Genomic DNA, 23,521 nt, shown 5'->3' on the forward strand with positions numbered 1-23,521 from the left:
TTGAAAAACGCGAAATTTCTAACACGACAGATCGACGTGTTAAATTACCTCTCAATCGCGACCACAAGAAATCGGCGCGCCCCGCGAAGGGCGCGCCGCAAGTTACCCACGTGCTCGAGGGAGTTCGCTAGGACCTAGAACTTCTTGCGCAGACCGACCTTGTAGGTGCGGCCCAGCGGGTCGCCGGTGAACGGGTCGTAGCCCAGGTCGAGGCGGGCGTAGGACGGGTCCTTGTCGAACAGGTTGGTGATCGCCAGGGTCGCCGTCGTGTCCCAGGGCAGGAAGACTCGGTAGGCGAGATCCGTGAGGACCTGCTTCTTGATCGTCTTGCCTTCGCTGACCGTAACGCCCGCGCCGGTGGTGTCCTTGTAGGCGTTGGTCGCGAACGGGGCGGTGCGCTGGTCGGTGTAGGACCCGATGTAGTGGACCGACAGCCGCAGGTTATGCGGGCCCATGTTCCATTCGGCGAAGACGTCGCCCTTCCACTTGGGGATCGGCACGACCGTGGTCTGGTAGTTCAGCAGGCCCACGGCGTCGAAGGCCTTTTCGACCGTGATGCCTTCCACCACGGTGGCGCCGACCTTGTACTTCTGGATGTAGGTGGCGTTGCCGCCCAGGGTCAGGTCGCCGCCGACCACGTCCCGGAACCGGTAGTCGGCCGAGAAGTCGAAGCCGGCGTTCTTCACCGGCGCGCCGTTGATATAGGCGGTGCGCAGGCGGGCGATGCTGGTGGTCGGGGTCCCGCAGGCGCCATTGAAGGTGAAGCGCGAAACCAGGCCCGCATAGGCCGGGTCAGCGCAGTTGTTCGCCCCGGCCGCGCCGTTCGGATAGAGCGAGGCGACCATGCCCGCCACCGGCTCGGCGACGATCGGGTTTTTGAAGTCGAAGTAGAAGTAGTCGACGCTGGCCTTGAAATCCCCGGCCTTGAACAGCGTGCCGAAGTTGTAGGTCTTGGCCTTTTCCGGCTTCAGGTTCGGGTTGCCGAAGATGTCGACGGCCCGGAACACGCCCAGTATGCCCTGCAGCGAGGTCACCGAGGTGGTGGTGGTCAGCGGATCCGGCGGACCGCGGAAGGTCGAGCCGGCCGAGGCGCGGAACGCCAGCCACGGCAGGGCCTGCCAGCGCAGCGAGGCCTTGGGGTTGAAGGTCGAGCCGATGCCGTTGCCGTACTTCTCGTAGCGGGCCGCCAGTTGGGCCTGGAAGTCCTCGGTGATCGGGATCGACAGCTCGCCGAAGCCGGCCATCACGTCGCTCTGGTTATCGGCCTCGTTGCCGACGCCCAGGAACATGAACGGGCCGTTGCGGGCCGAGCCGGTGCAGGTGGTCACCCCGAAGTCGGGGGTGTTCACGCACGGATTGATCGCGGCGTTGCTGATGTCGTTGTAGTCGGCCTTGAAGTAGGTGCGGCGATACTGGACGCCGGCCGCCCAAGCCACGTCGCCGCCCGACAGGGTGATGTTGGTCTTGCCGTTCAGCACCGCCTCGCCGACGAACAGGCGCGAGGACTGCTTGGTCGACAGCTTCTTGAAGAACCAGTCGACCAGGTCCTTGTTGTTCTGCAGCGTGGCGTTGTAGCCCGGATTGGCCGTGCCGGTGATGACGTTGGACGGGATCGCGCTGGAGAAGGGGTTGTAATACATGCAGCCGCCGACGCCCGGCGTGCCCTGGATGCCGGGCGTGCTGGGGCTGGTGTCGCACAGCGGACCGCCAAGGCCTTGCAGGGCCAGGGCGAAGCGGTTGACCAGGGTGTCATAGCCAGTGCGGATGCCGACTTCCTGCGAGTAGGTCAGGGCGATGTCCCAGCCGATGCCGTTCTCGAACTCACCCGACAGGTCGCCCGAAACGCGGAAGGCGTCGAACGACCGCGCGCCGATCGAGGGGCCGTAGCCGAACTTCGGATTGCCGCCGATACCGAACGGCCGGTTGGCCACGTCCAGCGCCCCGCCGGCGAAGATGGCGCCCGGAACGGTGGTGACCGCCCCCGTCGCCAGGCTGTTCAGCTGCACCGTCGGATTGGCGGCGATGAAGGCCGCCAGCCCCGGATTGGTGGCGGGCACGAAATAGCGGCCGGCCAGGGCCGCGATCGGCGCCACTTCAGCGGTCGGCACGGCCAGGGCGGCGTAGGACGGCGAGGTGTTCCACTCGGGCACGTCGGTGTGGGAATACAGCACCTCGGCGTGGAACTTGGTCTTGGCCGACAGGTCGGTATTGACCTCGGCATAGGCCTGAACCGCGTTGGACTTCTCCACGACGTTGTCGAACGGCGTGTAGTGCCAGTAGCAGACCGGCGTCAGACCGCTGAAGCCCGCGAAGCCGCCCAGGCCCGAGCAGCCCGGGTCACGCATCGCGTTGGTGCTGCTAGCCAGGGGGATGAAGGTCGAGGGATTGCCCGCCGCCGACCAGCCCGCCTCGGGGTTGCTGAGGTAGGACCGGTTGGCCCAGTCGCGGTCGGCGACCGACAGCTTGGACCGGTGCTGCCAGCCCACGCTGGCCAGGACGTTGCCATTGTCCCAGGTCTGGCCCCAGGTCAGGCTGCCGCCGTAGTCGCCCTTCGAGCCGCTGATGTGGCGGTAGTCGGCGGCCGCTTCCAGGCCGTTGAAGTTCTTCTTGGTGATGAAGTTGACGACACCGGCGATGGCGTCGGAGCCGTAGGTCGCCGCGGCGCCGTCCTTCAGCACTTCCAGGCGGCCGATGGCGGCGGCGGGAATGATGTTGGTGTCGACGATGCCCGCCCCGGCCTGGCCGAACGGGTTGATCGCCAGGCGGCGGCCGTTCAGCAGCACCAGGGTGCGCTGCGAGCCCAGGCCGCGCAGGTTGACCGAACCCGAGCCCTCCGAGCCCTGGGCCCGGCTGTCGAACTGGTTGGTGTCGCCCAGCACGCCGTTCGAGATCGACAGGGCCTTCAGCAGCTCGACCGTCGAGGGCGAGCCGCGCTTCTGGAGCTCCTCGGCGCTCACGACGTCGACCGGCAGGGCGGCGTCCTCGGGCGTTCCCCGGATGAACGAGCCGGTGACGACGACTTCCTCGACCTCGGTCGGCGCGTCGTTGGGTTTCTGCTGGGCCGCCGCCGCGCCCGCCATGCCGCCGGATAGGGCGATGGCCAGCGCGAGGCAGGAGCCCCCGCGCAGGAAGCTGGTTCGTCTCATGGTTTCCCTCCCTCGATTGTTCTTTGATGGGCCGACCGTCTGCGCGGAGCCCTGGTGGGTAGTGGGGTCGTTTAGCTGGGCGGTTGTCTCCCGAGGTCGGCGCACGCGACCGCACGCACGCCAAGGCTGGCGCGCCGCGAAGAGCGTTCTTTTTCGAAACTTGGCGATGCGCCTTCTGGAGCCGACAAGCCTTGGTTCCCCCGGGGCCGGACGCTTGAAAAGCCACGCGTACTGCGCCGATTGGGTAACCGACGCGAATGCCGACGAATGAGGTCGAACACCTGTTTCAAGGATGCGGTATGTTTTTGCCTCGCGTCAACCGCCCTTCTCGAAGGACATACTTGGCGCGTCGAGACGCCGCACCGGCTATGGGTATGGGCGCGCAAGCGCGTGATGAAGCGTGCGTCGCAACATAAGCTTCGCTAAACTGTTTGCGTGGGGGTTTCCCATCGGCGCCGGGGCGCCTAAGTGGGAAACCATTGGTCGCCAAGTCCCGCCCGCGAGGCGAGAACAACCGGGTTCGAACTCTATGCGTTTCGCCAAGACCGGCGCTTCCGGGCGTCCAGGCCGGCCTTTCATTCTGCTCGCCTCGACGGCCGCGCTGGTCGGCGCGGGTCTGTCGGCCTGCACCACGCCCGCGCGTCAGGTCGACGTGAAGCTGCCGTCCGCCTTCGAAGCGCCGGCCGGATCGCCGCTGGCGTCGCAGGCCCTGGATCAATGGTGGACCGCCTTCAACGATCCGGTCTTGAACGATCTGATCACGACCGCCCTGGCCCAGGCTCCCGACGCCCGCCTCGCCGCCGCTCGCCTGGAAGAGGCCCGCGCCGTCCGTCAGGGCCAGATCCGCCAGATCTACATCCCGCAGACGCCGCTGACCGGCTCGGCCAAGCGCACCGACACCAACATCATCGACCAGAGCGGCGCCGGCGGCTTCACCCAGGGCGGGATCAGCAAGACCTATTCGGCCGATTTCGACGTCTCGTGGGAGCTGGACCTGATCGGCCGTCGCGGCGCCGCCCGCCGCGTGGTCGACAACGACCTGGCCGCCGCCCGCTTCGCCTACGAAGGCTCGCGCGCCGCCCTCGCCGCCAATGTCGCCCAAAGCTATTTCGAGGCGCGCGGCTACGCCGTGCAGCTGGAAGACGCCCGCCAGAACGCCCGCATCGCCGAGAGCCTCTACAAGGTCTCGGACGAACGGGGCCGCCGAGGCCTGTCCGCCACCTCGGAAGGCGACCGCACCGCCGCCGACCTCGCCCAGGCCCAGGCCCAGGCGGCCGCCCTGGAGGCCCAACTGCAGGCCTCGCGCCGCAGCCTGCTGATCCTGGTCGGCAAGGGCGTCGATCCGCTCGCCAGCCTGCCGGTCGAGCCGATCCTGGCCAAGGCCCCGCCGGTCCCGGCCGCCGCCCCGGCCGAACTGCTGGCCCGCCGCCCCGACATCCGCGAAGCCGCCGCCCGCCTGGCCTCGGCCTCGGGCAATCTGAACATCAGCGAGCTGGCCCTGTTCCCGACCCTGACCCTGACGCCCAGCCTCGGGATCTCCAAGTCGATCAATCCCAGCTTCCTGCAGACCGGCTCGGCCGTCTCGACCACCAGTTCGGCCTGGACCCTGGGGGCGAACCTGTCGATCCCGGTGCTGAACATCCCCAAGCTGATGTCCGACATCAAGGTCAGCGGCGCCCAGGTGGAACAGGCCGCCGTGACCTACGAACAGACCGTGCAGAGGGCCTTTGGCGAGACCGAAAGCGCCCTGGTGCAGCAGGAGGCCGACGAGCGCCGCGTGACCCTGCTGGCCGCCGGCGAGCGCCGCGCCGCCGTGGCCTATGAGGCCAGTCGCAAGGGCTACGCCATGGGCCTGACCGACCTGACCACGGCCTTGCAGGCCGAGCAGTCCTGGCGCGGGGCCCGCACGGCCCTGACCGGGGCCCAGACCCAGGCGCTGCAACGCGCCGTTCAGACCTACAAGGCGCTCGGCGGCGGCTGGTCGCCGCAAGCCGTTCCCAATAAGCCCTCCGCGCAATGAGACCCACCCCGATGACGACCCGTCACCTGATCGCCACCGCCCTGGTCTGCAGCGCCGTGGCCCTCACCGCCTGTGGCGGCAAGAAGGACAAGGAAGCCCCCGCAAAGACCGCCGCCGCCGCCTCCTCCTCCGCCCAGGCCCGCACGGTCAGCATCGGCAGCGTCGAGACCCGGCCGCTGGGCGGCGGGGTCGAGGCCTCGGGCCTGCTGGTCTCGCGCGAGGAAGCCGCCGTCGGCTCGGAGCTGACCGGCTACCGCGTCGCGCGGCTCTATGCCGACGAGGGCGACTGGGTCCGCGCCGGCCAGCCCCTGGTTCAGCTGGACGACACCCTGCTGCGGGCCCAGGTCGAGCAGCAGGCGGCCGTCACCGCCCAGTCCCAGGCCGAGGCCAAGCGCGTCGACGGCCTCGACGGCCAAGGCATCCTGTCCCAGGAGCAGATCGAGACCCGCCGCTATCAGGCCAAGGCGCAAGAGGCGGCGCTGAAGGAGCTGCGCACCCGCGCCGCGCGCATGACCATCACCTCGCCGGTCAGCGGCCGGGTGCTGTCGCGCGGCGTGCAGCCGGGCCAGATCGCCGGCGGCGGCGCGACGCCGTGGTTCACCATCGCTCGCGACGGCCTGGTCGAGCTGGACGCCGAGGTCAACGAGGCCGACCTGGCCGGCATCCGCGAAGGCCAGGCGGCTCAAGTGTCCCTGCCCGGCGGCCAGTCGATCTCGGGCGTGGTGCGCCTGATCAGCCCGCGCGTCGATAGCGGCAGCCGCCTGGGCAAGGTGCGCGTGCGCCTTCCCGTGCGTCCGGACCTGCGTCCCGGCGGCTTCGGTCGCGCCACCTTCGGGGCCTCGGGCGCGGCGGTCACCGCCATCCCGGAATCGGCCATCCGCTATGAGGCCGACGGCCTGTTCGTGATGACGGTCGACAGCAACAATCGCGCCCACATGGTCGGCGTGAAGGTCGGCCGAAAGGGCGGCGGCTGGGCTCAGCTGGTCCAGGGTCCGCCGGCCGGAACCCGCGTCGTCCTGGGCGGCGCGTCCTTCGTGACCGACGGCGACGTGGTGCGCCCGAATCCGCAGGCCGCCCGCTGATGGCTAGCCAGCAGAAGCCTCCGGAGCACAAGACCGGCGAGCTGCGGATCTCCGCCTGGGCGATCCGCAACCCGATCCCGGTGGCGGTGGTGTTCATCGCCCTGATGATCGCCGGCATCGGCTGCTATCTGGGCCTGCCGATCAAGCAGTTCCCGAACGTCGAGTTCCCGGCCGTGACCGTGACGGTGACCCAGAGCGGCGCCGCGCCCGGGGAGATGGAGACCCAGGTCACCCGCCCCATCGAGGACGCGGTGGCCAGCATCTCCAACGTCAAGACCATCCGCTCGTCGGTGGTGCAGGGCGCCTCGACCACGACGATCGAGTTCAACCTCGGCGAGGACCTGCAGAAGGTCACCGACGAGGTGCGTTCCAAGGTCGACCAGACCCGCTCGCTGCTGCCGCGCGAGGTGGACGAACCGATCGTCCAGCGGCTGGAGATCACCAGCGCCCCGATCATCACCTACGCCGTCTCGGCCCCGAACATGAGCGCGACCGAGCTGTCGTGGTTCATCGACGACACCGTCACCCGCGCCCTGCAGGGCGAAAAAGGCGTGGCCCAGGTTGCCCGCGTCGGCGGCGTCGATCGCGAGATCAATGTCATCCTCGATCCCGACCGCATGGCCTCGTTCGGGATCACCGCGCCGCAGCTGAACCAGGCCCTGGCCAGCTTCAGCGTCGACGCCCCCGGCGGTCGCGCCAATGTCGGCGGTCGCGAGCAGACCCTGCGGGTGCTGGGCGCGGCGACCACGGTCGAGCAACTGCGCCAGATCACCATCCCGATCGCCGGCGGCCGCTATGTGAAGCTGACCGACGTCGCCCAGGTCGGCCAGGGCGCCGAAGAGCAGCGCGGCTTCGCCCGCCTGGACGGCCGCCCCGTCGTCGCCTTCCAGGTGATGAAGACCCGCGACAGCAGCGACGTCGCCGTCGAGGACAACGTCAAGAAGGCCATCGACGCCCTCGCGACGAAGCAGGCCGGCGTGTCGTTCGTGAAGATCTTCTCGACCGTCGACGAGACCCGCGCCAGCTTCGCGGCCACCGAGCACACCCTGCTGGAAGGCATGCTGCTGGCCTCGCTGGTGGTGTTCCTGTTCCTGCGCGAGTGGCGCGCCACCCTAATCACCGCCATCGCCATGCCGGTGTCGCTGGTGCCCACCTTCGCCTTCATGGCGATCATGGGCTTCTCGCTGAATGTCGTGACCCTGCTGGCCCTGACCCTGGTCATCGGCATCCTGGTCGACGACGCCGTGGTCGAGATCGAGAACATCGAAAAACGCGTGGCGCGCGGACAACGTCCGTTCCAGGCCGCCATCGAGGGCGCCGACGCCATCGGCCTGGCGGTCGTGGCCACCACCTTCACCATCGTCGCGGTGTTCGTGCCGGTGTCCTACATGCCCGGCACGCCCGGCCAGTTTTTCAAGGAGTTCGGCCTGACGGTGGCCGTGGCCGTGCTGTTCTCGCTGGTCGTGGCCCGCCTGCTGACGCCGCTGCTGGCCGCCTATTTCCTCAAGCCCGCCAAGAACCCGCACCCGCGCAAGGAGTTCAGCGGCTTCTATCGCCGCGTACTGGACTGGTCGCTGGACCACCGGATCCTGGCCTGCGTCATCGGCGGCCTGATCTTCATCGGCTCGATCATGCTGGCTGGCCTGTTGCCCACGGCCTTCCAGCCGGCCGCCAACAACAACTACTATTATCTCAAGGTCCAGGGTCCGCCCGGCGCGACCGTCGCCGACATGGAGCGCACGGTGCAGTCGGTGACGACCCTGTTCCGCAAGCGCCCGGAAGTGGCCCACGTCTTCGCCCAGGTCGGTTCGAACATCGGCAGCGGCTGGGGCGGCCAGAGCGGCGCCGACATCCGCGACGCCACCATCACCATCGTGCTGAACGGCGATCGCGAGCAGACGGTCACCGAGATCAAGCAGGCGGTGCGGAGCAGCCTGCACGACATCCCCGACGCCCGCGTCAACCTGCTGGGCGACTGGGGCACGTCCGAGGTCCAGACCATCCTGATCGCCGAGGACGGCCCGCTGCTGGAACGCACCGCAGCCCAGATCGAGAAGGAGATGCAGAAGCTCTCCACGGTCGCCGATCCGCGTCCCTCCTCGCCGCCCAGCGGTCCTGAGATCCTGATCCGGCCCAAGGCCGACGAGGCCGCGCGCCTCGGGGTGAACTCGGCCGACATCGCCGCCATCGCCCGCGTGGCCACGGTCGGCGACATCGACGCCAATGTCGCCAAGATGACCCAGGGCGAACGGCGGATCCCGATCCGCGTGCGCCTGCCGGCCGACAGCCGCCGCGACCTCGACGCCCTGGGCGCCCTGCGCGTGCCGACCGCCAACGGCGGCACGACGCGGCTCGACACCGTGGCCGACCTGTCGTTCCAGGCCGGTCCCGCCAAGATCGACCGCTTCGCCCGCAAGCGGCAGGTGACCATCGAGGCCGACCTGAACAATGGCGCCCAGCTGGGCCAGGCCATGACGGACGTCGCCAAGCTGCCGACCATGGCGAAGCTGCCCGACGGCGTAGGCCCCGCCTCTGCCGGTGACCAGGAAGCGTTCGTCGAGCTGTTCACCGGCTTCGCGGTGGCGCTGCTGTCGGCGGTGGGCCTGGTGTTCGGCGTGCTGATCCTGCTGTTCCGCAGCTTCTTCAAGCCGATCACCATCCTGTCGGCCCTGCCCCTGGCGATCGGCGGCGCGTTCTTCGCCCTGCTGATCACCGGCCAGTCGCTGTCGATGCCGTCGCTGATCGGCTTCCTGATGCTGATGGGCCTGGCGGCCAAGAACTCGATCCTGCTGGTCGAGTACGCCATCGAGCAGGAGCGCGACGGCATGACCCAGCGCGAGGCCATTCTCGACGCCTGTCACGAGCGCGCGCGCCCGATCGTCATGACCACCCTGGCCATGATGGCCGGCATGTTGCCGACCGCCATGGGCATCGGCACCGGCTCGGAATTCCGCCAGCCCATGGCCGTGGCTGTGATCGGCGGCCTGATCACCTCGACCGTGCTGTCGCTGGTGCTGGTGCCGGTGGTCTACGAGATCGTCGACGACATCGAGATGTGGCTGAAGCCCAAGCTCGGCCGGATGATCACGCCGCGTGAGGCGGCTGAGGGCCACTAAGCGGCGCGTCCTCTCCTCCCCCTTTGGGGAGGGGGACCGCCGAACGGCGGTGGAGGGGGACAGCGCCGCGCTATTGAGGCCTGCGCCAACCCCCTCCGTCTCGCCGCGTATCCGCAGCGATCCACCTCCCCCAAGAGGGGGAGGAGAGGCCCGCGCCGCCTACTCCGCCCTCGGCGCGTAGCTCAGGCGGCAGACGGTCCACGCCCCCTCGCGCGTCATCTCGAACTTGCCGTTCAGCTGCTGGGCCATGGCGCGGACGATGCGCAGGCCGAGACTCTTGGATTGGGTCGGATCGAAGCCGTCGGGGGGGCCAGCGCCGTCGTCGCGGACCGTCAGGACGTGAGTCTCACCGGACTGGTCGAGATCGACGCGCACCTGGCCCGAGCGAGCTTCCCCGAAGCCGTGCTCGAGCGCGTTGTTGAAGCTCTCCAGCATGACCAGGGTGACGGGCGTGGCCTGGTCGGGGTGCAGGGGCTGGTCGCCGCCGTCGATGGTCAGGAGGACCCTCGCGCCGGCCGCCTGCGAGGCCTCGTTCAGGACACCCTCGGCGAAGGCGCGGAAGGGCGCGGGTTCGCCGACGGCGTTGTGCAGTTCGCGCTGGATGCTGGCGATCAGGGCGATCCGACCGCCGGCCTCGTTCAGGGCGTGGCGGGCGTCCTCGTCGGCCATGCCGGCGGCCTGCAGCCGCAGCAGCGAACCCACGACCTGGATGTTGTTGCTGACCCGATGGTGCAGCTCGCGATACAGCAGGTCCCGGCTCTCGGCCAAGGCGGCGTAGCGCGCCCGCTCCTCCTCCAGAAGGCGCAGCGCCCGGCGCATGCCGTCGATGAAGAAGATGTCGATCACCACGACGAAGGCGTAGAACGCCAGGGCGACGCTGGTCGAAAAGTTGATGTGGAACGTACGGTAAGGCGGGATGAAATAGTACCAGGCCGCCACGCCGGACAGGACCGCGCACAGGATCGCCGGCCGCAGGCCCGCGAAATAGGCGGTGATGACCACGGCCGGAAAGAAGGTCAGATACGGAAAGCCGGGCGGGAACCAGTCGTTCAGCATCAGGCGCAGCGCCCACGCCGCCAGGGCCGCGAGCACCGCGATCCCATAGCCCGCTGGCTTGCTGCGAATGAAGGCTCCCATCGCCAAGCCGTCCCCCCCTGCTGACGGACTCGGATGCGACAAAGCTCGCGGCGCGTCAAGCGAGACGACCCGACGTAGGGGCCTCATCGCCCTGTGGCCCAAGCAAAAGGCCCCGGAGATTGCTCTCCGGGGCCTTCGCTTAGTTCAGTTCAGCGCGTGCTGAAGACGGTCGATTACTCAACGATCTTCGCAACCACGCCGGCGCCGACCGTGCGGCCGCCTTCGCGGATGGCGAAGCGCAGGCCTTGGTCCATGGCGATCGGGGTGATCAGCTCGACGTCCAGCTCGGCGTTGTCGCCCGGCATGATCATTTCCACGCCTTCCTTCAGCTTGATGATGCCGGTGACATCGGTCGTGCGGAAGTAGAACTGCGGACGGTAGTTGGTGAAGAACGGGGTGTGACGGCCGCCTTCTTCCTTGTTCAGGATGTAGGCCTCGGCCACGAACTTCGTGTGCGGGGTGATCGAACCCGGCTTGCAGAGCACTTGGCCGCGCTCGACGTCTTCACGCTTGGTGCCGCGCAGCAGCACGCCCACGTTGTCGCCGGCTTGACCTTGGTCCAGCAGCTTGCGGAACATTTCGACGCCCGTGCAGGTCGTCTTCTGGACCGGACGGATGCCGACGATTTCGACTTCTTCGCCGACCTTCACGATGCCCTTTTCGATACGGCCGGTCACGACCGTGCCGCGGCCCGAGATCGAGAACACGTCTTCGACCGGCATCAGGAACGGCAGGTCAACGGGGCGTTCCGGCTGCGGGATGTAGGCGTCGACCGAAGCCATCAGCGCCAGGATCGCCTCTTCGCCGATCTTGGCGTCGCGGTTTTCCACGGCGGCCAGGGCCGAACCCTTGGTGATCGGAATGTCGTCGCCCGGGAACTGGTAGCTGCTCAGCAGCTCGCGCACTTCCATTTCGACGAGCTCCAGCAGCTCTTCGTCGTCGACCATGTCGACCTTGTTCATGAACACGACCAGCGCCGGAACGCCAACCTGACGGGCCAGCAGGATGTGCTCGCGGGTCTGCGGCATCGGGCCGTCGGCGGCCGACACGACCAGGATCGCGCCGTCCATCTGGGCGGCGCCCGTGATCATGTTCTTCACGTAGTCGGCGTGGCCGGGGCAGTCGACGTGAGCATAGTGACGGTTGGCCGTCTCATACTCGACGTGAGCCGTGTTGATCGTGATGCCGCGGGCCTTTTCTTCCGGCGCGGCGTCGATGTCGGCGTAGTTCTTGGCGGTCGCGCCGCCCGACTTCGCCAGCGTGATCGTGATCGCCGCCGTCAGCGTCGTCTTGCCATGGTCAACGTGACCGATGGTGCCGATGTTGCAGTGCGGCTTAGTGCGTTCGAACTTTTCCTTGGCCATTTTTCTCTACCTTGGGACCCCAGAGGGGCCTGCAATTAAAGGGGAATATCTGGGGTTAGGTTTAGGCGTACTTCTTGATCACTTCGTCGGCGACGTGTTGCGGCACCGGATCGTAGTGGTCGTAGACCATGCTGAACTGGGCGCGGCCTTGCGACATGCCCCGCAGGGTGTTCACGTAACCGAACATGTTGGCCAGCGGCACGTAGGCGTTCACGACAGTCGCGTTACCGCGCATGTCCTGACCCTGGATCATGCCACGGCGGCTGTTCAGATCGCCGATGACCGAGCCCAGGTATTCTTCCGGCGTCACGACCTCGACCTTCATGATCGGCTCGAGCAGCTTCGGAGCGCCCTTTTCGCGCAGCTCCTTGAAGGCGGCGCGCGAGGCGATTTCGAAGGCCAGGACCGACGAGTCGACGTCGTGGAACTTGCCGTCCGTCAGGGTCGCCTTGAAGTCGATCAGCGGGAAGCCGGCCAGCAGGCCGTTGTCCTTGACCGATTCCAGGCCCTTTTGGACGCCCGGGATGTATTCCTTCGGCACAGCGCCGCCGACGATCGCGTTTTCGAACACGAAGCCCGAACCCGGCTCGCCCGGTTCGAAGGTGATCATGACGCGGGCGAACTGGCCCGTACCACCGGTCTGCTTCTTGTGCGTGTAGTCGATGTCGACCTTGCGGCCCAGCGATTCACGATAGGCGACCTGCGGCGCGCCGATGTTGGCTTCGACCTTGTAGGTGCGCTTCAGGATGTCGATCTTGATGTCGAGGTGCAGCTCGCCCATGCCCTTCAGGATCGTCTGGCCCGACTCGTGGTCGGTCGAGACGGTGAAGGACGGATCTTCGGCGGCCAGCTTCTGCAGGGCGACGCCCAGCTTTTCCTGGTCGGCCTTCGACTTGGGCTCGACGGCGATCTCGATGACGGGCGCCGGGAATTCCATGCGCTCGAGGATGACCGGCGACTTCAGCGGATCGCACAGGGTGTCACCCGTGCGGGTTTCCTTCAGGCCAGCCAGGGCGACGATGTCGCCGGCGAAGGCTTCCTTGATGTCTTCGCGGTTGTTCGAGTGCATGAGCAGCATGCGGCCGACGCGCTCGCGCTTGTCGCGCGTGGCGTTCAGCAGCGACATGCCGGTTTCCAGCTTGCCCGAATAGATGCGGCAGAAGGTCAGCGAACCGACGAAGGGGTCGTCCATGATCTTGAACGCCAGAACCGAAAGCGGCTCTTCGTCCGAGGCGTGACGCACGATCTCTTCTTCGGTCTTGAAGTCGATGCCCTTGGTCGGCGGGATGTCCAGCGGCGACGGCAGGTAGTCGACGACGGCGTCCAGCAGCGTCTGCACGCCCTTGTTCTTGAAGGCCGAACCGCAGAGGATCGGATAGAAGGCGCCGGTCAGAACGGCCTTGCGCAGGCACTTCTTGATGACTTCTTCCGAGGGCTCTTCGCCGCCCAGATAGGCTTCCATCGCTTCGTCGTCGAGTTCGACGGCGTTCTCGACCAGATAGGCGCGGGCTTCGATCGCCTTGTCCATCAGGTCGGCGGGGATTTCCTCGTCGCGGAAGTTCGCGCCCAGGGCGTCGTTGTCCCAGACCACGGCCTTCATGCGGACCAGGTCCACGAGGCCCTTAAGGTTCGTTTCCGAACCGATCGGGAATTGGATCGGCACGGCCTTGGCGCCCAGACGGTCACGGATCGATTCCACCGACTTGTCGAAGTCGGCGCCGATCTTGTCCATCTTGTTGACGAAGACGATGCGCGGAACCTTGTACTTGTCGGCCTGGCGCCAGACGGTTTCCGTCTGCGGCTCAACACCGGCGTTGCCGTCCAGCACCGTCACGGCGCCGTCGAGCACGCGCAAGCTGCGTTCGACTTCAATCGTGAAGTCGACGTGCCCGGGGGTGTCGATGATGTTCAGGCGCTTGCCGTTCCAGAAAGCGGTCGTCGCGGCCGACGTGATCGTGATGCCGCGTTCCTGCTCCTGCTCCATCCAGTCCATGGTGGCCGCGCCATCGTGGACTTCGCCGATCTTGTGCGACTTACCCGTGTAATACAGGATCCGCTCGGTCGTCGTGGTCTTACCGGCGTCGATGTGCGCCATGATGCCGAAGTTACGGTAATCTTCGATTTTATGCTGGCGGGCCATGATGGAGCTCTGCGTAGCGCTGCGGTGAGGCAGGGACATTTAAACGTGCGGCGCGGGCGGTTTATCGCAAACCGCCCGCGCCTGAAAGAGTGCTGGTCGCGAAAAGCTTACCAGCGATAGTGCGAGAACGCCCGGTTGGCTTCAGCCATCTTGTGGGTGTCTTCGCGCTTCTTCACGGCGGTGCCGCGGTTGTTCGAAGCGTCGAGCAGCTCGCCGGCCAGCTTTTCGGTCATGGTGTTCTCACCACGCTTGCGCGCGGCGGTCACCAGCCAACGGATGGCCAGGGCGCGGCGACGGTCCGGACGGACTTCAACCGGCACTTGGTAGGTGGCGCCGCCGACGCGGCGCGACCGGACTTCGATCGCCGGGGCGACGTTGTCCAGAGCGGAGTGGAAGGTCTCAAGCGGACCTTGGTCCTTGCGCTTGGATTCCAGGATGTCGAAAGCACCATAGATGATGTTTTCGGCGACGGCTTTTTTGCCCTCGTACATCACGTAGTTCATGAACTTCGTGACAATCAGGTCCCCAAACTTGGGATCCGGCAGGACTTGGCGTTTCTCGGCGCGACGGCGGCGGGACATCTTCTTCTATTCCTTACTTCGGACGCTTGGCGCCGTAGAGCGAACGACGCTGCTTACGATCCTTGACACCTTGGGTGTCGAGGACGCCGCGCAGGATGTGATAACGGACGCCGGGCAAATCCTTGACGCGGCCGCCGCGGATGAGCACCACCGAGTGCTCCTGCAGGTTGTGACCTTCGCCCGGGATGTAGCACACGGCTTCGATGCCGGTGGTCAGACGGACCTTGGCGACCTTACGCAGAGCCGAGTTCGGCTTCTTCGGGGTCGTGGTGTAGACGCGCGTGCAAACGCCGCGACGTTGGGGGCAGCCCTTCAGGGCCGGCACCTTGTTCCGGACCGGCTTCGGGGAGCGCGGCTTACGGATGAGCTGGTTAATGGTAGGCATTAAGTCTCTGCTCTGATGGAAGCGTGTGCCTTTCGGCCGGGGCGCTTCAGGTCCTTGTCTTTGTTGTTCTTGGTTCAAGGCTCCGCTTGGAGACCCGATAAACACGAAACTCGCCGGGGCGCGGATGCACACCGGCGGGTTCTCCGCTCACGAGGAGAGGAAGCTCATCGGAACGGACGCGAACGACCGCCTCGAAAAAGAGCGCGGTATGTACTCGCGAAGGGGGCCAACGTCAACCGCCTGTTCCTGCGCCGGTTAACGCCGCCTTAAGCGTCCCCGCGCGGTCAAGTTTTCGCCACCGCAGGCTGTGCAGTTTCGCGTCGGGATGGAGCGCCTTGCCTTGCCCGCCTTCCGCACCACGTGGGAAAAGCGCGGACGAGGTCAAGGGCGCCAGGTGGGGCGTCATGTGGGAGGGCGGGTGAGCGTCAGTGTCAGGAGCCGAATGGACAGCCGACGCCGGGCGACGATTCTCGTCGGCTCGCTGTTGCTGCACGTGGCGCTGCTGGCCTGGCTGGCGATTCCCGCCCGCCCCCTGCTGGAGACCATGATCGCCGACGACCTGTCGGTGATGACGCTGGACCTGCAGCGGCCCGTTCCCGAGACACGGCCGGAGCCCCGCCCCGCCCCCGCCTCGGCGGCGGCCGCCGCGGCCGCGCCCGTCCCGTCCCTCCAGGCGCGCGCGCCGGCCCGGCCCGCGCCGGCCGGGGTTCCCACCCTGTCGGTTCCGGCCACGGGGATCGCCCGCCCCGGAACCGCGATCCGCCCCGCGCCGCTGCCGGGCGAAGGCGCCGGCGACCTGCGCACGGCCCTGCGGGGCAGCGCCACGGGCTGCGTCAGCGCCGACGCCGTCGGCCTGAACCGCCGCGAACGCGAGAAGTGCGACGAGCGCTTCGGCGCCGCCCCGCCGCGCGGGACCTATGCCGGCCCGCTGAACGCGGCCAAGGCCCGCGAGTTCGAGGCGCAATCGATCATGCAGGAGCTGGCCCGCAAGTTCGACGAAGCGCCGATGGGTCCCGGCGTCGATCACCGCAGCAAGGACCAACCCGGCACGATGAAGGAGATCCCCTTCGTGCTGGGCGCCGAGCAGGACGGCCTGGGCCGCACCCGCAACGCCCAGCAGCAGCGGCTCAAGCAACTGCGCGACTACGACAAGGCCGACGCCCGCGAGAAGGAGCGCTCGCGCGACAACGATCAGCGCTGAGGTAGAGGGCGCTGAAAAAGGGGGTTTCCTCCGTACGCCCCCGGCATACCCTCCCCGCCAGGTTGGCGCGCGGACTCGAGAGACGCGCCGTGGTTGTGAGGGGACATCATGCGTTTTTCGGCTTCACTCTGTGCTGCGCTGATCCTGGCCACGTCGACGGCTCCGTCGGCGGTGATGGCCCAGGACTATTCGCAATTTTCCGACGCCGCGCTCGACAAGGAGCTGGCCGCCAAGGCCGACGTGCAACTGTACGTCATGGTGCCGATGCGCGACGGCGTGCGGCTGGCGACCCACGTCTATCGTCCCAAGGGCGTGACCGGGCCGCTGCCGACCATCCTGGTCAAGACGCCCTATAACGAGATGCCCTACAAGGCGGGGACCACGCGCAGCGCGCTGGACGCCATCAAGCACGGCTACGCCCTGGTGCTGCAGAACGAGCGCGGCCGTTACTACTCCGAAGGCGAGTGGGAGATCCTGGGCCATCCGCAGACGGACGGCTACGACACCCTGACCTGGATCGCCAAGCAGAGCTGGTCGAACGGCAAGGTCGGCACGCGCGGCTGCTCCTCGACGGCCGAATGGCAGCTGGCCCTGGCCGGCCAGAACCACCCGGCCCACGCCGCCATGGTCCCGCAATCCTCGGGCGCCGGCATCGGCAAGGTCGGCGAGTTCCAGGAGCAGGGCAACTGGTACACCGGCGGCGTGCCGCGCAACCTGTTCTTCGTGTGGCTGTACGGCGTCGACAACCCGCTGCGCGCCCAGCCGCCCAAGGGCCTGGACTCCAAGACCATCGCCCGCCTGGCCAGGTACAACGACCTGGAGGCCAAGAAGCCCGAGGTGAACTGGCCCACCCAGATCCGCCACCTGCCGGTCAACGAGATGCTGCAGGACCTGGGCGAGCCCAAGGGCACGTTCGAGGAGCTGATCAACCGCGACGGCCCGGCCGACCCCGCCTGGCGCAAGGGCGGGCTCTATCACGACGATAAGGGCTGGGGCGTCCCGGCCCTGTGGTTCAATTCCTGGTACGACGTGTCGATCGGCCCGAACATGGCGCTGTTCAACCATGCCCGCACGGTGAACTCGGACAAGGAAGCCAGCGACAACCAGTACGCCATCGTCACGCCCAGCAACCACTGCGGCTTCAACGCCCGCTCGCTGCAGGTCCCCTACAAGTCGGGCGACCGCGACATGGGGACGGTGAACTTCGACGCCGACAAGGAGGTCTACGCCTTCTTCGACCGCTGGCTGAAGGGCGACGTCAACGCCTTCCCGAAGACCACGCCGCCGGTCCGCTACTATTCGATGGGCGCCAACAGCTGGAAGCAGTCGGCCCAGTGGCCGCCGGAAGGCTCGGCCCCGATGAAGCTCTATCTGCGCTCCAGCGGCCGCGCCAACAGCCTGGCCGGCGACGGCAAGCTGACGGCCGTCGCGCCGGGCGCGGGGGAGCAGCCCGACCGCTACGCCTATGATCCGACCAATCCGGTCCAGACCGTGGGCGGCGGCGACTGCTGCAACGGCGGCCTGGTCATCGCCGGCGCCTTCGACCAACGCGGCGTCGAGAGCCGCGACGACGTACTCGTCTACACCAGCGAGCCGCTGACCGAACCGCTGGAGGTCTCGGGCTTCGTCCGCGCCTTCCTCAAGGTCTCGTCGGACGCCAAGGACACCGACTTCGCCGTCAAGCTGGTCGATGTCGGGCCGGACGGCACGGCCTATATCCTGGGCGACACCATCATGCGGGCCCGCTATCGCGACAGCTATGACAAGCCGGCGATGATGACGGCCGGCCAGACCTACACGGTCAAGCCGACGCCGATCACCACCAGCAACACCTTCCTGCCCGGCCACCGCATCCGGGTGGAGGTCACCTCGTCCAACTTCCCGAAGTTCGTCCGCAACCTGAACACCGGCGGCGACAACGAGAAGGAGACCAAGTTCGTGGTCGCCAACAACGCGCTGCACCACGCGGCCGGCGAGGAGTCGTACATCGAACTGCCGGTGGTGGGCCGGAAGTAGGCTGGGTCAGGCGGCGCTCCCGCGTCCCGGCCCGCCGGGACGCGGAAAAGCCTAGCTTTCGTCACAACTGGACCGTGTTCCGCGACAAGCCTGAGGCGTAGGTCATCCGAGGGGGCGGAACCGAGATGACGGCGGATCGCCCACGGCTGAGCCGGCTGTGGATCATCGCGGGCCTGTCGGTCGTGCTGCACGTCATCGTGCTGGCCTGGCTGGCCCGGCCTGCGGCGCCCGCGCGGCTCGATCTCGCGCCCGACCTGGCGCTGCTATCCGTCGAGCTGTTTCGGCCGGCGACGCCCGCTGTCCTCCGCCAAAAGCCCGCCTCACGCGTTCCAGCGCCGCCCGCCGCCGCGCAAGCGACCGCGCCCGTCTCGCCCGAAGGCGTGGTGTCGGCCGTCGCGCCCGGGCCAGCGGTCGGCGGAGAGGCTACCGCGCCCTCGCCCGCGCTCATGTCCGAAAATGTGCGCGCCGCGCTGCGCTCCGGCGCGGGGTGCGCTCGCCGGGCGCTGTCGCGGCAGGAGCGGGACAGGTGCGAGGAACAGTTCGGCCGGCTGACCGCAGCGACGCCCACCTATGACGCGCCGATGGATCCCGGCAAACGCGCCTATTACGACGAGGTCGCCGCCGCCGGGCCTTCGGGCCGGTCCTCGTCCGACCCGACGCCGGGGGCCGTGACGCCCGATCACGTTTACGTCCCGTTCCTCAAGTGCTCGGTCAAGTTCGGCGTCGGCCGCAAGCCCAAGGACACGCAAGGAACGGTGCGCCTGGGACGCTCTCCCTGCGCCATTCCCCTGCAAGGCAGCGTGTTTACGCCCGAGGCTTCGGTCCACAAACGCTAGCCCCTAGGCGCGTCGCGTCGCCTCCCGCCGATCATACGAAAAAGGCCCGGGATCGCTCCCGGGCCTTTCCGTATTCGCTCTAGGCTAAAAGGCCTATTCGGCTTCCCCGGATGCCGCCGGCATCCGAGTTACCGAGTGTCGCGGGCGCCTATTCGGCGTCCGCGAGCGCGATCTCGGCCGGCAGCGGCTCCATCGCTTCTTCGCGCTGCTGGGCCAGCTGCTCGTCGCGCTTGGCGGCGACGCGCTGCAGGCTGCGCAGGTAGGAACCCGTACCGGCGGGGATCAGACGACCCACGATGACGTTTTCCTTCAGGCCTTCCAGGGTGTCGGTCTTGCCGTGCACCGAGGCTTCGGTCAGGACGCGGGTCGTTTCCTGGAACGACGCGGCCGAGATGAAGCTCTTGGTCTGCAGCGAGGCCTTGGTGATGCCCAGCAGCACCGGCTGGGTCACAGCCGGACGACCGCCACGGGCGACAGCCTTGTCCTGTTCCTTGTCGAACTCCGGCTTATCAAGGTGGTCACCCTTGATCAGGCCGGTGTCGCCGGGCTCGAGGATCTCGACCTTCTGCAGCATCTGACGAACGATCGTCTCGATGTGCTTGTCGTTGATCGGCACGCCCTGCAGTCGATAGACCTCCTGGATCTCGTCGACGAGGAAGTTCGCCAGGGCCTCGACGCCCAGGATGCGCAGGATGTCGTGCGGATCCGGGTTGCCGTCGATGATGTACTCGCCCTTGGAGATGAAGTCCCCGTCGTGGACGGCAATGTGCTTGCCCTTCGGGATCAGGAACTCGACCGCCTCGGCCTGGTTGCCATCGGCGTCGACGTCCGGCGTGATCTTGATCCGGCGCTTGTTCTTGTAATCCTTGCCGAATTCGACACGGCCGTCCATTTCCGCGATGACCGCGCAGTCCTTGGGACGGCGGGCTTCGAAGAGTTCGGCGACGCGCGGCAGACCACCAGTGATGTCCCGGGTCTTGGCGCCTTCGGTCGGGATACGCGCGATCACTTCACCCGGCTTCACTTCGTCGCCATCGGCGACGGAGAGAATGGCGCCGGCCGACAGGAGGTAGCGAGCCTCGCCGCCGTTCGACAGGCGCTTGTACGAGCCGTCTTCCGACAGCACGCCCATGGCCGGACGCAGGTCCGAACCGCGGGCCGACGTACGCCAGTCGGCGATGACGCGCTGGGCGATGCCGGTCGCTTCGTCGACTTCCTCGCGGATGGACAGGCCATCCACCAGGTCTTCGGCGCGGATCTTGCCGGCCACTTCGGTGATGATCGGGGTGGTGTAGGGGTCCCAATCGCCGAGGCGCTGGCCGCGCTTGACCAGGTCGCCGTCCTTGACCCGCAGGCGGGCGCCGTACGGCGGCTTGTAGGTTTCGCGCTCCTTGCCGTCGACCAGCACGCTGACCGAGGTGTTGCGGCTCATGATGACCAGCGCGCCGTCGGCGCCAATAACGGTCGGGCCGATCACGCGGACCGTACCCTCGTTGGAGGCTTCGAAGAACGACTGCTCGGCCACCTGGGCGGTGCCGCCGATGTGGAACGTACGCATGGTCAGCTGCGTGCCGGGCTCACCGATCGACTGGGCGGCGATGACGCCGACCGCTTCGCCGATGTTCACCGGGGTGCCGCGGGCCAGGTCGCGACCATAGCAGGCGCCGCAGACGCCGACCTTGGCTTCGCAGGTCAGGACCGAGCGGACCTTCACCGACTGGACGACCGCCGCCTCGATGGCGTCGGCGATGTTCTCGTCGACATAGGTGTCGGCCGGAACCACCAGCTCGCCGGTGCTCGGGTTCTTGACGTCCTCGGCCGTGAAGCGACCCAGGACGCGCAGACCCAGCGAGACCAGGACGTCACCGCCCTCGACGACGGCGCGCAGGGTGATGCCCCGCGTGGTGCCGCAGTCTTCCTCGACGATGATGCAGTCCTGCGCGACGTCGACCAGACGACGGGTCAGGTAACCCGAGTTGGCCGTCTTCAGCGCGGTGTCGGCCAGACCCTTACGGGCGCCGTGGGTGGAGTTGAAGTACTCCTGAACGGTCAGGCCTTCCTTGAAGTTCGAGACGATCGGGGTCTCAATGATCTCGCCGGAGGGCTTGGCCATCAGGCCGCGCATGCCGCCCAGCTGCTTCATCTGAGCTTGCGAACCACGAGCGCCGGAGTGGGCCATCATGTAGATGGCGTTGATTTCCTTCTCGCGGCCGTTCTCGTCCTTATGCTTCGTCTGAAGCTCGGCCATCATCTCGTCGGCGACGCGGTCGGTCGCCTTGGCCCAGGCGTCAACGACCTTGTTGTACTTCTCACCCTTGGTGATCAGGCCGTCGGCGTACTGTTGCTCGTACTCTTCGGCCAGCGAGCGGGTTTCGGCGACGATCGCCTCCTTCCGCTTCGGGATGATGATGTCGTCCTTGCCGAAGGAGATGCCGGCCTTGGCGGCTTCCTTGAAGCCCAGACCCATGATCTTGTCGGCGAAGATGACCGTCGCCTTCTGACCGCAGTGGCGGTAGACGATGTCGATCAGATTGCCGATTTCCTTCTTGGTCAGCGCCTTTTCAATCAGGCGGTGGCCAATCTGCGGGTGGTGCGGCAGCAGGGCGGCGATCTTCATGCGGCCCGGCGTGGTGTCGATCACCTTGCGCAGCAGCTTGCCTTCCGGAGTCATCTCGGTGTGGCGCGCCTTGATCTTGGCGTGCAGCGAGACGACGCCGGCGTCCATGGCGGCTTCGATTTCACCCAGGTCGGCGAAGATCTTGCCTTCGCCCGGCTCACCCTCGCGGGCGACCGACAGGTAGTACAGACCCAGGACGATGTCCTGCGACGGCACGATGATCGGGCGACCGTTGGCGGGCGACAGGATGTTGTTGGTCGACATCATCAGGACGCGCGCTTCCAGCTGAGCTTCCAGGCTCAGCGGGACGTGCACGGCCATCTGGTCGCCGTCGAAGTCGGCGTTGAACGCGGCGCAGACCAGCGGGTGCAGCTGGATGGCCTTGCCCTCGATCAGCTTCGGCTCGAACGCCTGGATGCCCAGACGGTGAAGCGTCGGCGCGCGGTTCAGCATGACCGGGTGCTCGCGGATGACCTCTTCGAGGATGTCCCACACCTGCGGCTGCTCGCGCTCGACCATGCGCTTGGACTGCTTGACGGTGCCCGACAGGCCCTTGGCGTCCAGGCGCGCGTAGATGAACGGCTTGAACAGCTCCAGAGCCATCTTCTTGGGCAGGCCGCACTCGTGCAGCTTCAGCTCGGGACCGACCACGATGACCGAACGGCCCGAATAGTCGACGCGCTTGCCCAGCAGGTTCTGACGGAAGCGGCCTTGCTTACCCTTCAGCATGTCGGCCAGCGACTTCAGCGGGCGCTTGTTGGCGCCCGTGATGACGCGACCGCGACGGCCGTTGTCGAACAGGGCGTCGACCGACTCCTGCAGCATCCGCTTTTCGTTGCGGATGATGATGTCGGGGGCGCGCAGCTCGATCAGGCGCTTCAGGCGGTTGTTACGGTTGATGACCCGGCGATACAGGTCGTTCAGGTCCGAGGTCGCGAAGCGGCCGCCGTCCAGCGGCACCAGCGGACGCAGTTCCGGCGGGATGACCGGAACGACCGTCAGCACCATCCACTCGGGACGGTTGCCCGACTCCTGGAAGGCTTCCAGGATCTTCAGGCGCTTGCTGAACTTCTTCTGCTTCATGTCCGAGACGGTGCCGGACAGTTCCTCGCGCAGACGCTCGGCCTCTTTCTCGAGGTCGATGGCCTTCAGCAGGTTCTGAACCGCTTCAGCGCCGATTTCGGCGGTGAAGCTGTCGTCGCCGTACTCTTCCTGAGCGCGCATGTAGTCGTCTTCGCTGAGCAGCTGGTGCAGCTTCAGCGGGGTCAGGCCCGGCTCGGTGATGATGTAGTATTCGAAGTACAGGACGCGCTCGATGTCCTTCAGCGGCATGTCGAGCATCATGGCGATACGCGACGGCAGCGACTTCAGGAACCAGATGTGGGCGACCGGCGAGGCCAGTTCGATGTGGCCCATGCGCTCGCGACGGACGCGGGCCAGGGTGACTTCGACACCGCACTTTTCGCAGATGATGCCCTTGTACTTCATGCGCTTGTACTTGCCGCACAGGCATTCGTAATCCTTGGTCGGGCCAAAGATACGGGCGCAGAACAGGCCGTCACGCTCGGGCTTGAACGTGCGGTAGTTGATGGTTTCCGGCTTCTTGATCTCGCCGAACGACCACGAGCGGATCTTTTCCGGCGAGGCCAGCGAGATGCGGATCTGGTCGAAGGTCGGAGCGGCCTGGACCGGATTGAAGATGTTCAGGACTTCCTGGTTCATCTTGGTTCCTTCTGCGGGATCACCCGCGAAAAATTCTCTTTAGAGCGCTCCTCCCCCGCGTTGCGGGGGAGGTGGCGGCGAAGCCGACGGAGGGGGCTAGCTGGAGATCGGCCGAGTTGGCCCCCTCCGTCCCTCCGGGACACCTCCCCCGCATCGCG

Annotated in this window: 12 protein-coding genes and 2 pseudogenes; 7 read left to right on the forward strand and 7 right to left on the reverse strand. The window is 67.0% G+C overall.

The window, feature by feature from the left end; genetic code table 11:
• Window positions 1-134 precede the first annotated feature (134 nt).
• A pseudogene (locus CSW62_RS20720) lies at window positions 135-3,468 on the reverse strand (TonB-dependent receptor); the annotation flags it as partial.
• A 207-nt stretch (window positions 3,469-3,675) separates the two neighbouring features.
• Here CSW62_RS20720 and CSW62_RS20725 point away from each other — a divergent pair.
• The 3 genes from CSW62_RS20725 to CSW62_RS20735 are packed head-to-tail and all read left to right on the forward strand — an operon-like array spanning window position 3,676 to window position 9,364.
• Window positions 3,676-5,166, forward strand: coding sequence for an efflux transporter outer membrane subunit (locus tag CSW62_RS20725; protein ID WP_099581133.1), 1,491 nt, complete (start codon window positions 3,676-3,678; stop codon window positions 5,164-5,166).
• Complete coding sequence (locus CSW62_RS20730; protein WP_099581135.1) at window positions 5,163-6,248, forward strand: efflux RND transporter periplasmic adaptor subunit; 1,086 nt, start codon at window positions 5,163-5,165, stop codon at window positions 6,246-6,248. The genes CSW62_RS20725 and CSW62_RS20730 overlap by 4 nt, the downstream gene beginning before the upstream one ends.
• Complete coding sequence (locus CSW62_RS20735; RefSeq protein WP_099581136.1) at window positions 6,248-9,364, forward strand: efflux RND transporter permease subunit; 3,117 nt, start codon at window positions 6,248-6,250, stop codon at window positions 9,362-9,364. The genes CSW62_RS20730 and CSW62_RS20735 overlap by 1 nt, the downstream gene beginning before the upstream one ends.
• Before the next feature lie 159 nt (window positions 9,365-9,523).
• Here the strand turns inward: CSW62_RS20735 and CSW62_RS20740 are convergent, their stop codons facing one another.
• From CSW62_RS20740 to rpsL, 5 genes are all read right to left on the reverse strand, one after another.
• Complete coding sequence (locus tag CSW62_RS20740) at window positions 9,524-10,501, reverse strand: sensor histidine kinase (protein ID WP_099581138.1); 978 nt, start codon at window positions 10,499-10,501, stop codon at window positions 9,524-9,526.
• Window positions 10,502-10,674: 173 nt separating this feature from the next.
• A complete protein-coding gene (tuf, locus tag CSW62_RS20745) occupies window positions 10,675-11,865 on the reverse strand; it encodes an elongation factor Tu (RefSeq protein WP_099579569.1) in 1,191 nt (396 codons plus the stop codon).
• A 61-nt stretch (window positions 11,866-11,926) separates the two neighbouring features.
• A complete protein-coding gene (gene fusA, locus CSW62_RS20750) occupies window positions 11,927-14,005 on the reverse strand; it encodes an elongation factor G (RefSeq protein ID WP_099581140.1) in 2,079 nt (692 codons plus the stop codon).
• A 107-nt stretch (window positions 14,006-14,112) separates the two neighbouring features.
• A complete protein-coding gene (rpsG, locus tag CSW62_RS20755) occupies window positions 14,113-14,586 on the reverse strand; it encodes a 30S ribosomal protein S7 (protein WP_047403744.1) in 474 nt (157 codons plus the stop codon).
• A 13-nt stretch (window positions 14,587-14,599) separates the two neighbouring features.
• On the reverse strand, window positions 14,600-14,971 hold the full coding sequence (gene rpsL / locus CSW62_RS20760; protein WP_004624021.1) for a 30S ribosomal protein S12: 372 nt from the start codon (window positions 14,969-14,971) through the stop codon (window positions 14,600-14,602).
• 23 nt (window positions 14,972-14,994) lie between these two features.
• On the opposite strand from rpsL, the pseudogene CSW62_RS20765 reads away from it, so the two are divergent.
• The 4 genes and pseudogenes from CSW62_RS20765 to CSW62_RS20780 all read left to right on the forward strand — a co-directional run bounded on the left by CSW62_RS20765 (window position 14,995) and on the right by CSW62_RS20780 (window position 19,024).
• Window positions 14,995-15,241 (forward strand): annotated as a pseudogene (locus CSW62_RS20765) (hypothetical protein).
• A gap of 172 nt (window positions 15,242-15,413) precedes the next feature.
• The gene (locus CSW62_RS20770; protein ID WP_233206739.1) at window positions 15,414-16,172 is read left to right on the forward strand and encodes a hypothetical protein; all 759 of its coding nucleotides are present in this window, start codon (window positions 15,414-15,416) and stop codon (window positions 16,170-16,172) included.
• 174 nt (window positions 16,173-16,346) lie between these two features.
• The gene (locus CSW62_RS20775) at window positions 16,347-18,188 is read left to right on the forward strand and encodes a CocE/NonD family hydrolase (protein ID WP_369827556.1); all 1,842 of its coding nucleotides are present in this window, start codon (window positions 16,347-16,349) and stop codon (window positions 18,186-18,188) included.
• A 125-nt stretch (window positions 18,189-18,313) separates the two neighbouring features.
• Window positions 18,314-19,024, forward strand: coding sequence for a hypothetical protein (locus CSW62_RS20780; RefSeq protein ID WP_099581146.1), 711 nt, complete (start codon window positions 18,314-18,316; stop codon window positions 19,022-19,024).
• A gap of 148 nt (window positions 19,025-19,172) precedes the next feature.
• Here the strand turns inward: CSW62_RS20780 and rpoC are convergent, their stop codons facing one another.
• Window positions 19,173-23,363, reverse strand: a complete 4,191-nt coding sequence (gene rpoC, locus CSW62_RS20785) for a DNA-directed RNA polymerase subunit beta' (RefSeq protein ID WP_099581149.1) — start codon at window positions 23,361-23,363, stop codon at window positions 19,173-19,175.
• Between the last annotated feature and the right edge of the window lie 158 nt (window positions 23,364-23,521).

It is taken from the genome of Caulobacter sp. FWC2 (assembly GCF_002742625.1).
In the GTDB taxonomy this organism is placed as follows: Bacteria; Pseudomonadota; Alphaproteobacteria; order Caulobacterales; family Caulobacteraceae; genus Caulobacter.

Bases quoted from the DNA above. Each gene is read 5' to 3' on its own strand.
- tuf (WP_099579569.1), bottom strand. From the start codon at position 11,865: ATGGCCAAGGAAAAGTTCGAACGCACTAAGCCGCACTGCAACATCGGC.
- CSW62_RS20740 (WP_099581138.1), bottom strand. From the start codon at position 10,501: ATGGGAGCCTTCATTCGCAGCAAGCCAGCGGGCTATGGGATCGCGGTG.
- rpsL (WP_004624021.1), bottom strand. From the start codon at position 14,971: ATGCCTACCATTAACCAGCTCATCCGTAAGCCGCGCTCCCCGAAGCCG.
- rpsG (WP_047403744.1), bottom strand. From the start codon at position 14,586: ATGTCCCGCCGCCGTCGCGCCGAGAAACGCCAAGTCCTGCCGGATCCC.
- CSW62_RS20780 (WP_099581146.1), top strand. From the start codon at position 18,314: ATGACGGCGGATCGCCCACGGCTGAGCCGGCTGTGGATCATCGCGGGC.
- CSW62_RS20770 (WP_233206739.1), top strand. From the start codon at position 15,414: ATGGACAGCCGACGCCGGGCGACGATTCTCGTCGGCTCGCTGTTGCTG.
- CSW62_RS20735 (WP_099581136.1), top strand. From the start codon at position 6,248: ATGGCTAGCCAGCAGAAGCCTCCGGAGCACAAGACCGGCGAGCTGCGG.
- CSW62_RS20730 (WP_099581135.1), top strand. From the start codon at position 5,163: ATGAGACCCACCCCGATGACGACCCGTCACCTGATCGCCACCGCCCTG.
- CSW62_RS20725 (WP_099581133.1), top strand. From the start codon at position 3,676: ATGCGTTTCGCCAAGACCGGCGCTTCCGGGCGTCCAGGCCGGCCTTTC.
- fusA (WP_099581140.1), bottom strand. From the start codon at position 14,005: ATGGCCCGCCAGCATAAAATCGAAGATTACCGTAACTTCGGCATCATG.
- CSW62_RS20775 (WP_369827556.1), top strand. From the start codon at position 16,347: ATGGCCCAGGACTATTCGCAATTTTCCGACGCCGCGCTCGACAAGGAG.
- rpoC (WP_099581149.1), bottom strand. From the start codon at position 23,363: ATGAACCAGGAAGTCCTGAACATCTTCAATCCGGTCCAGGCCGCTCCG.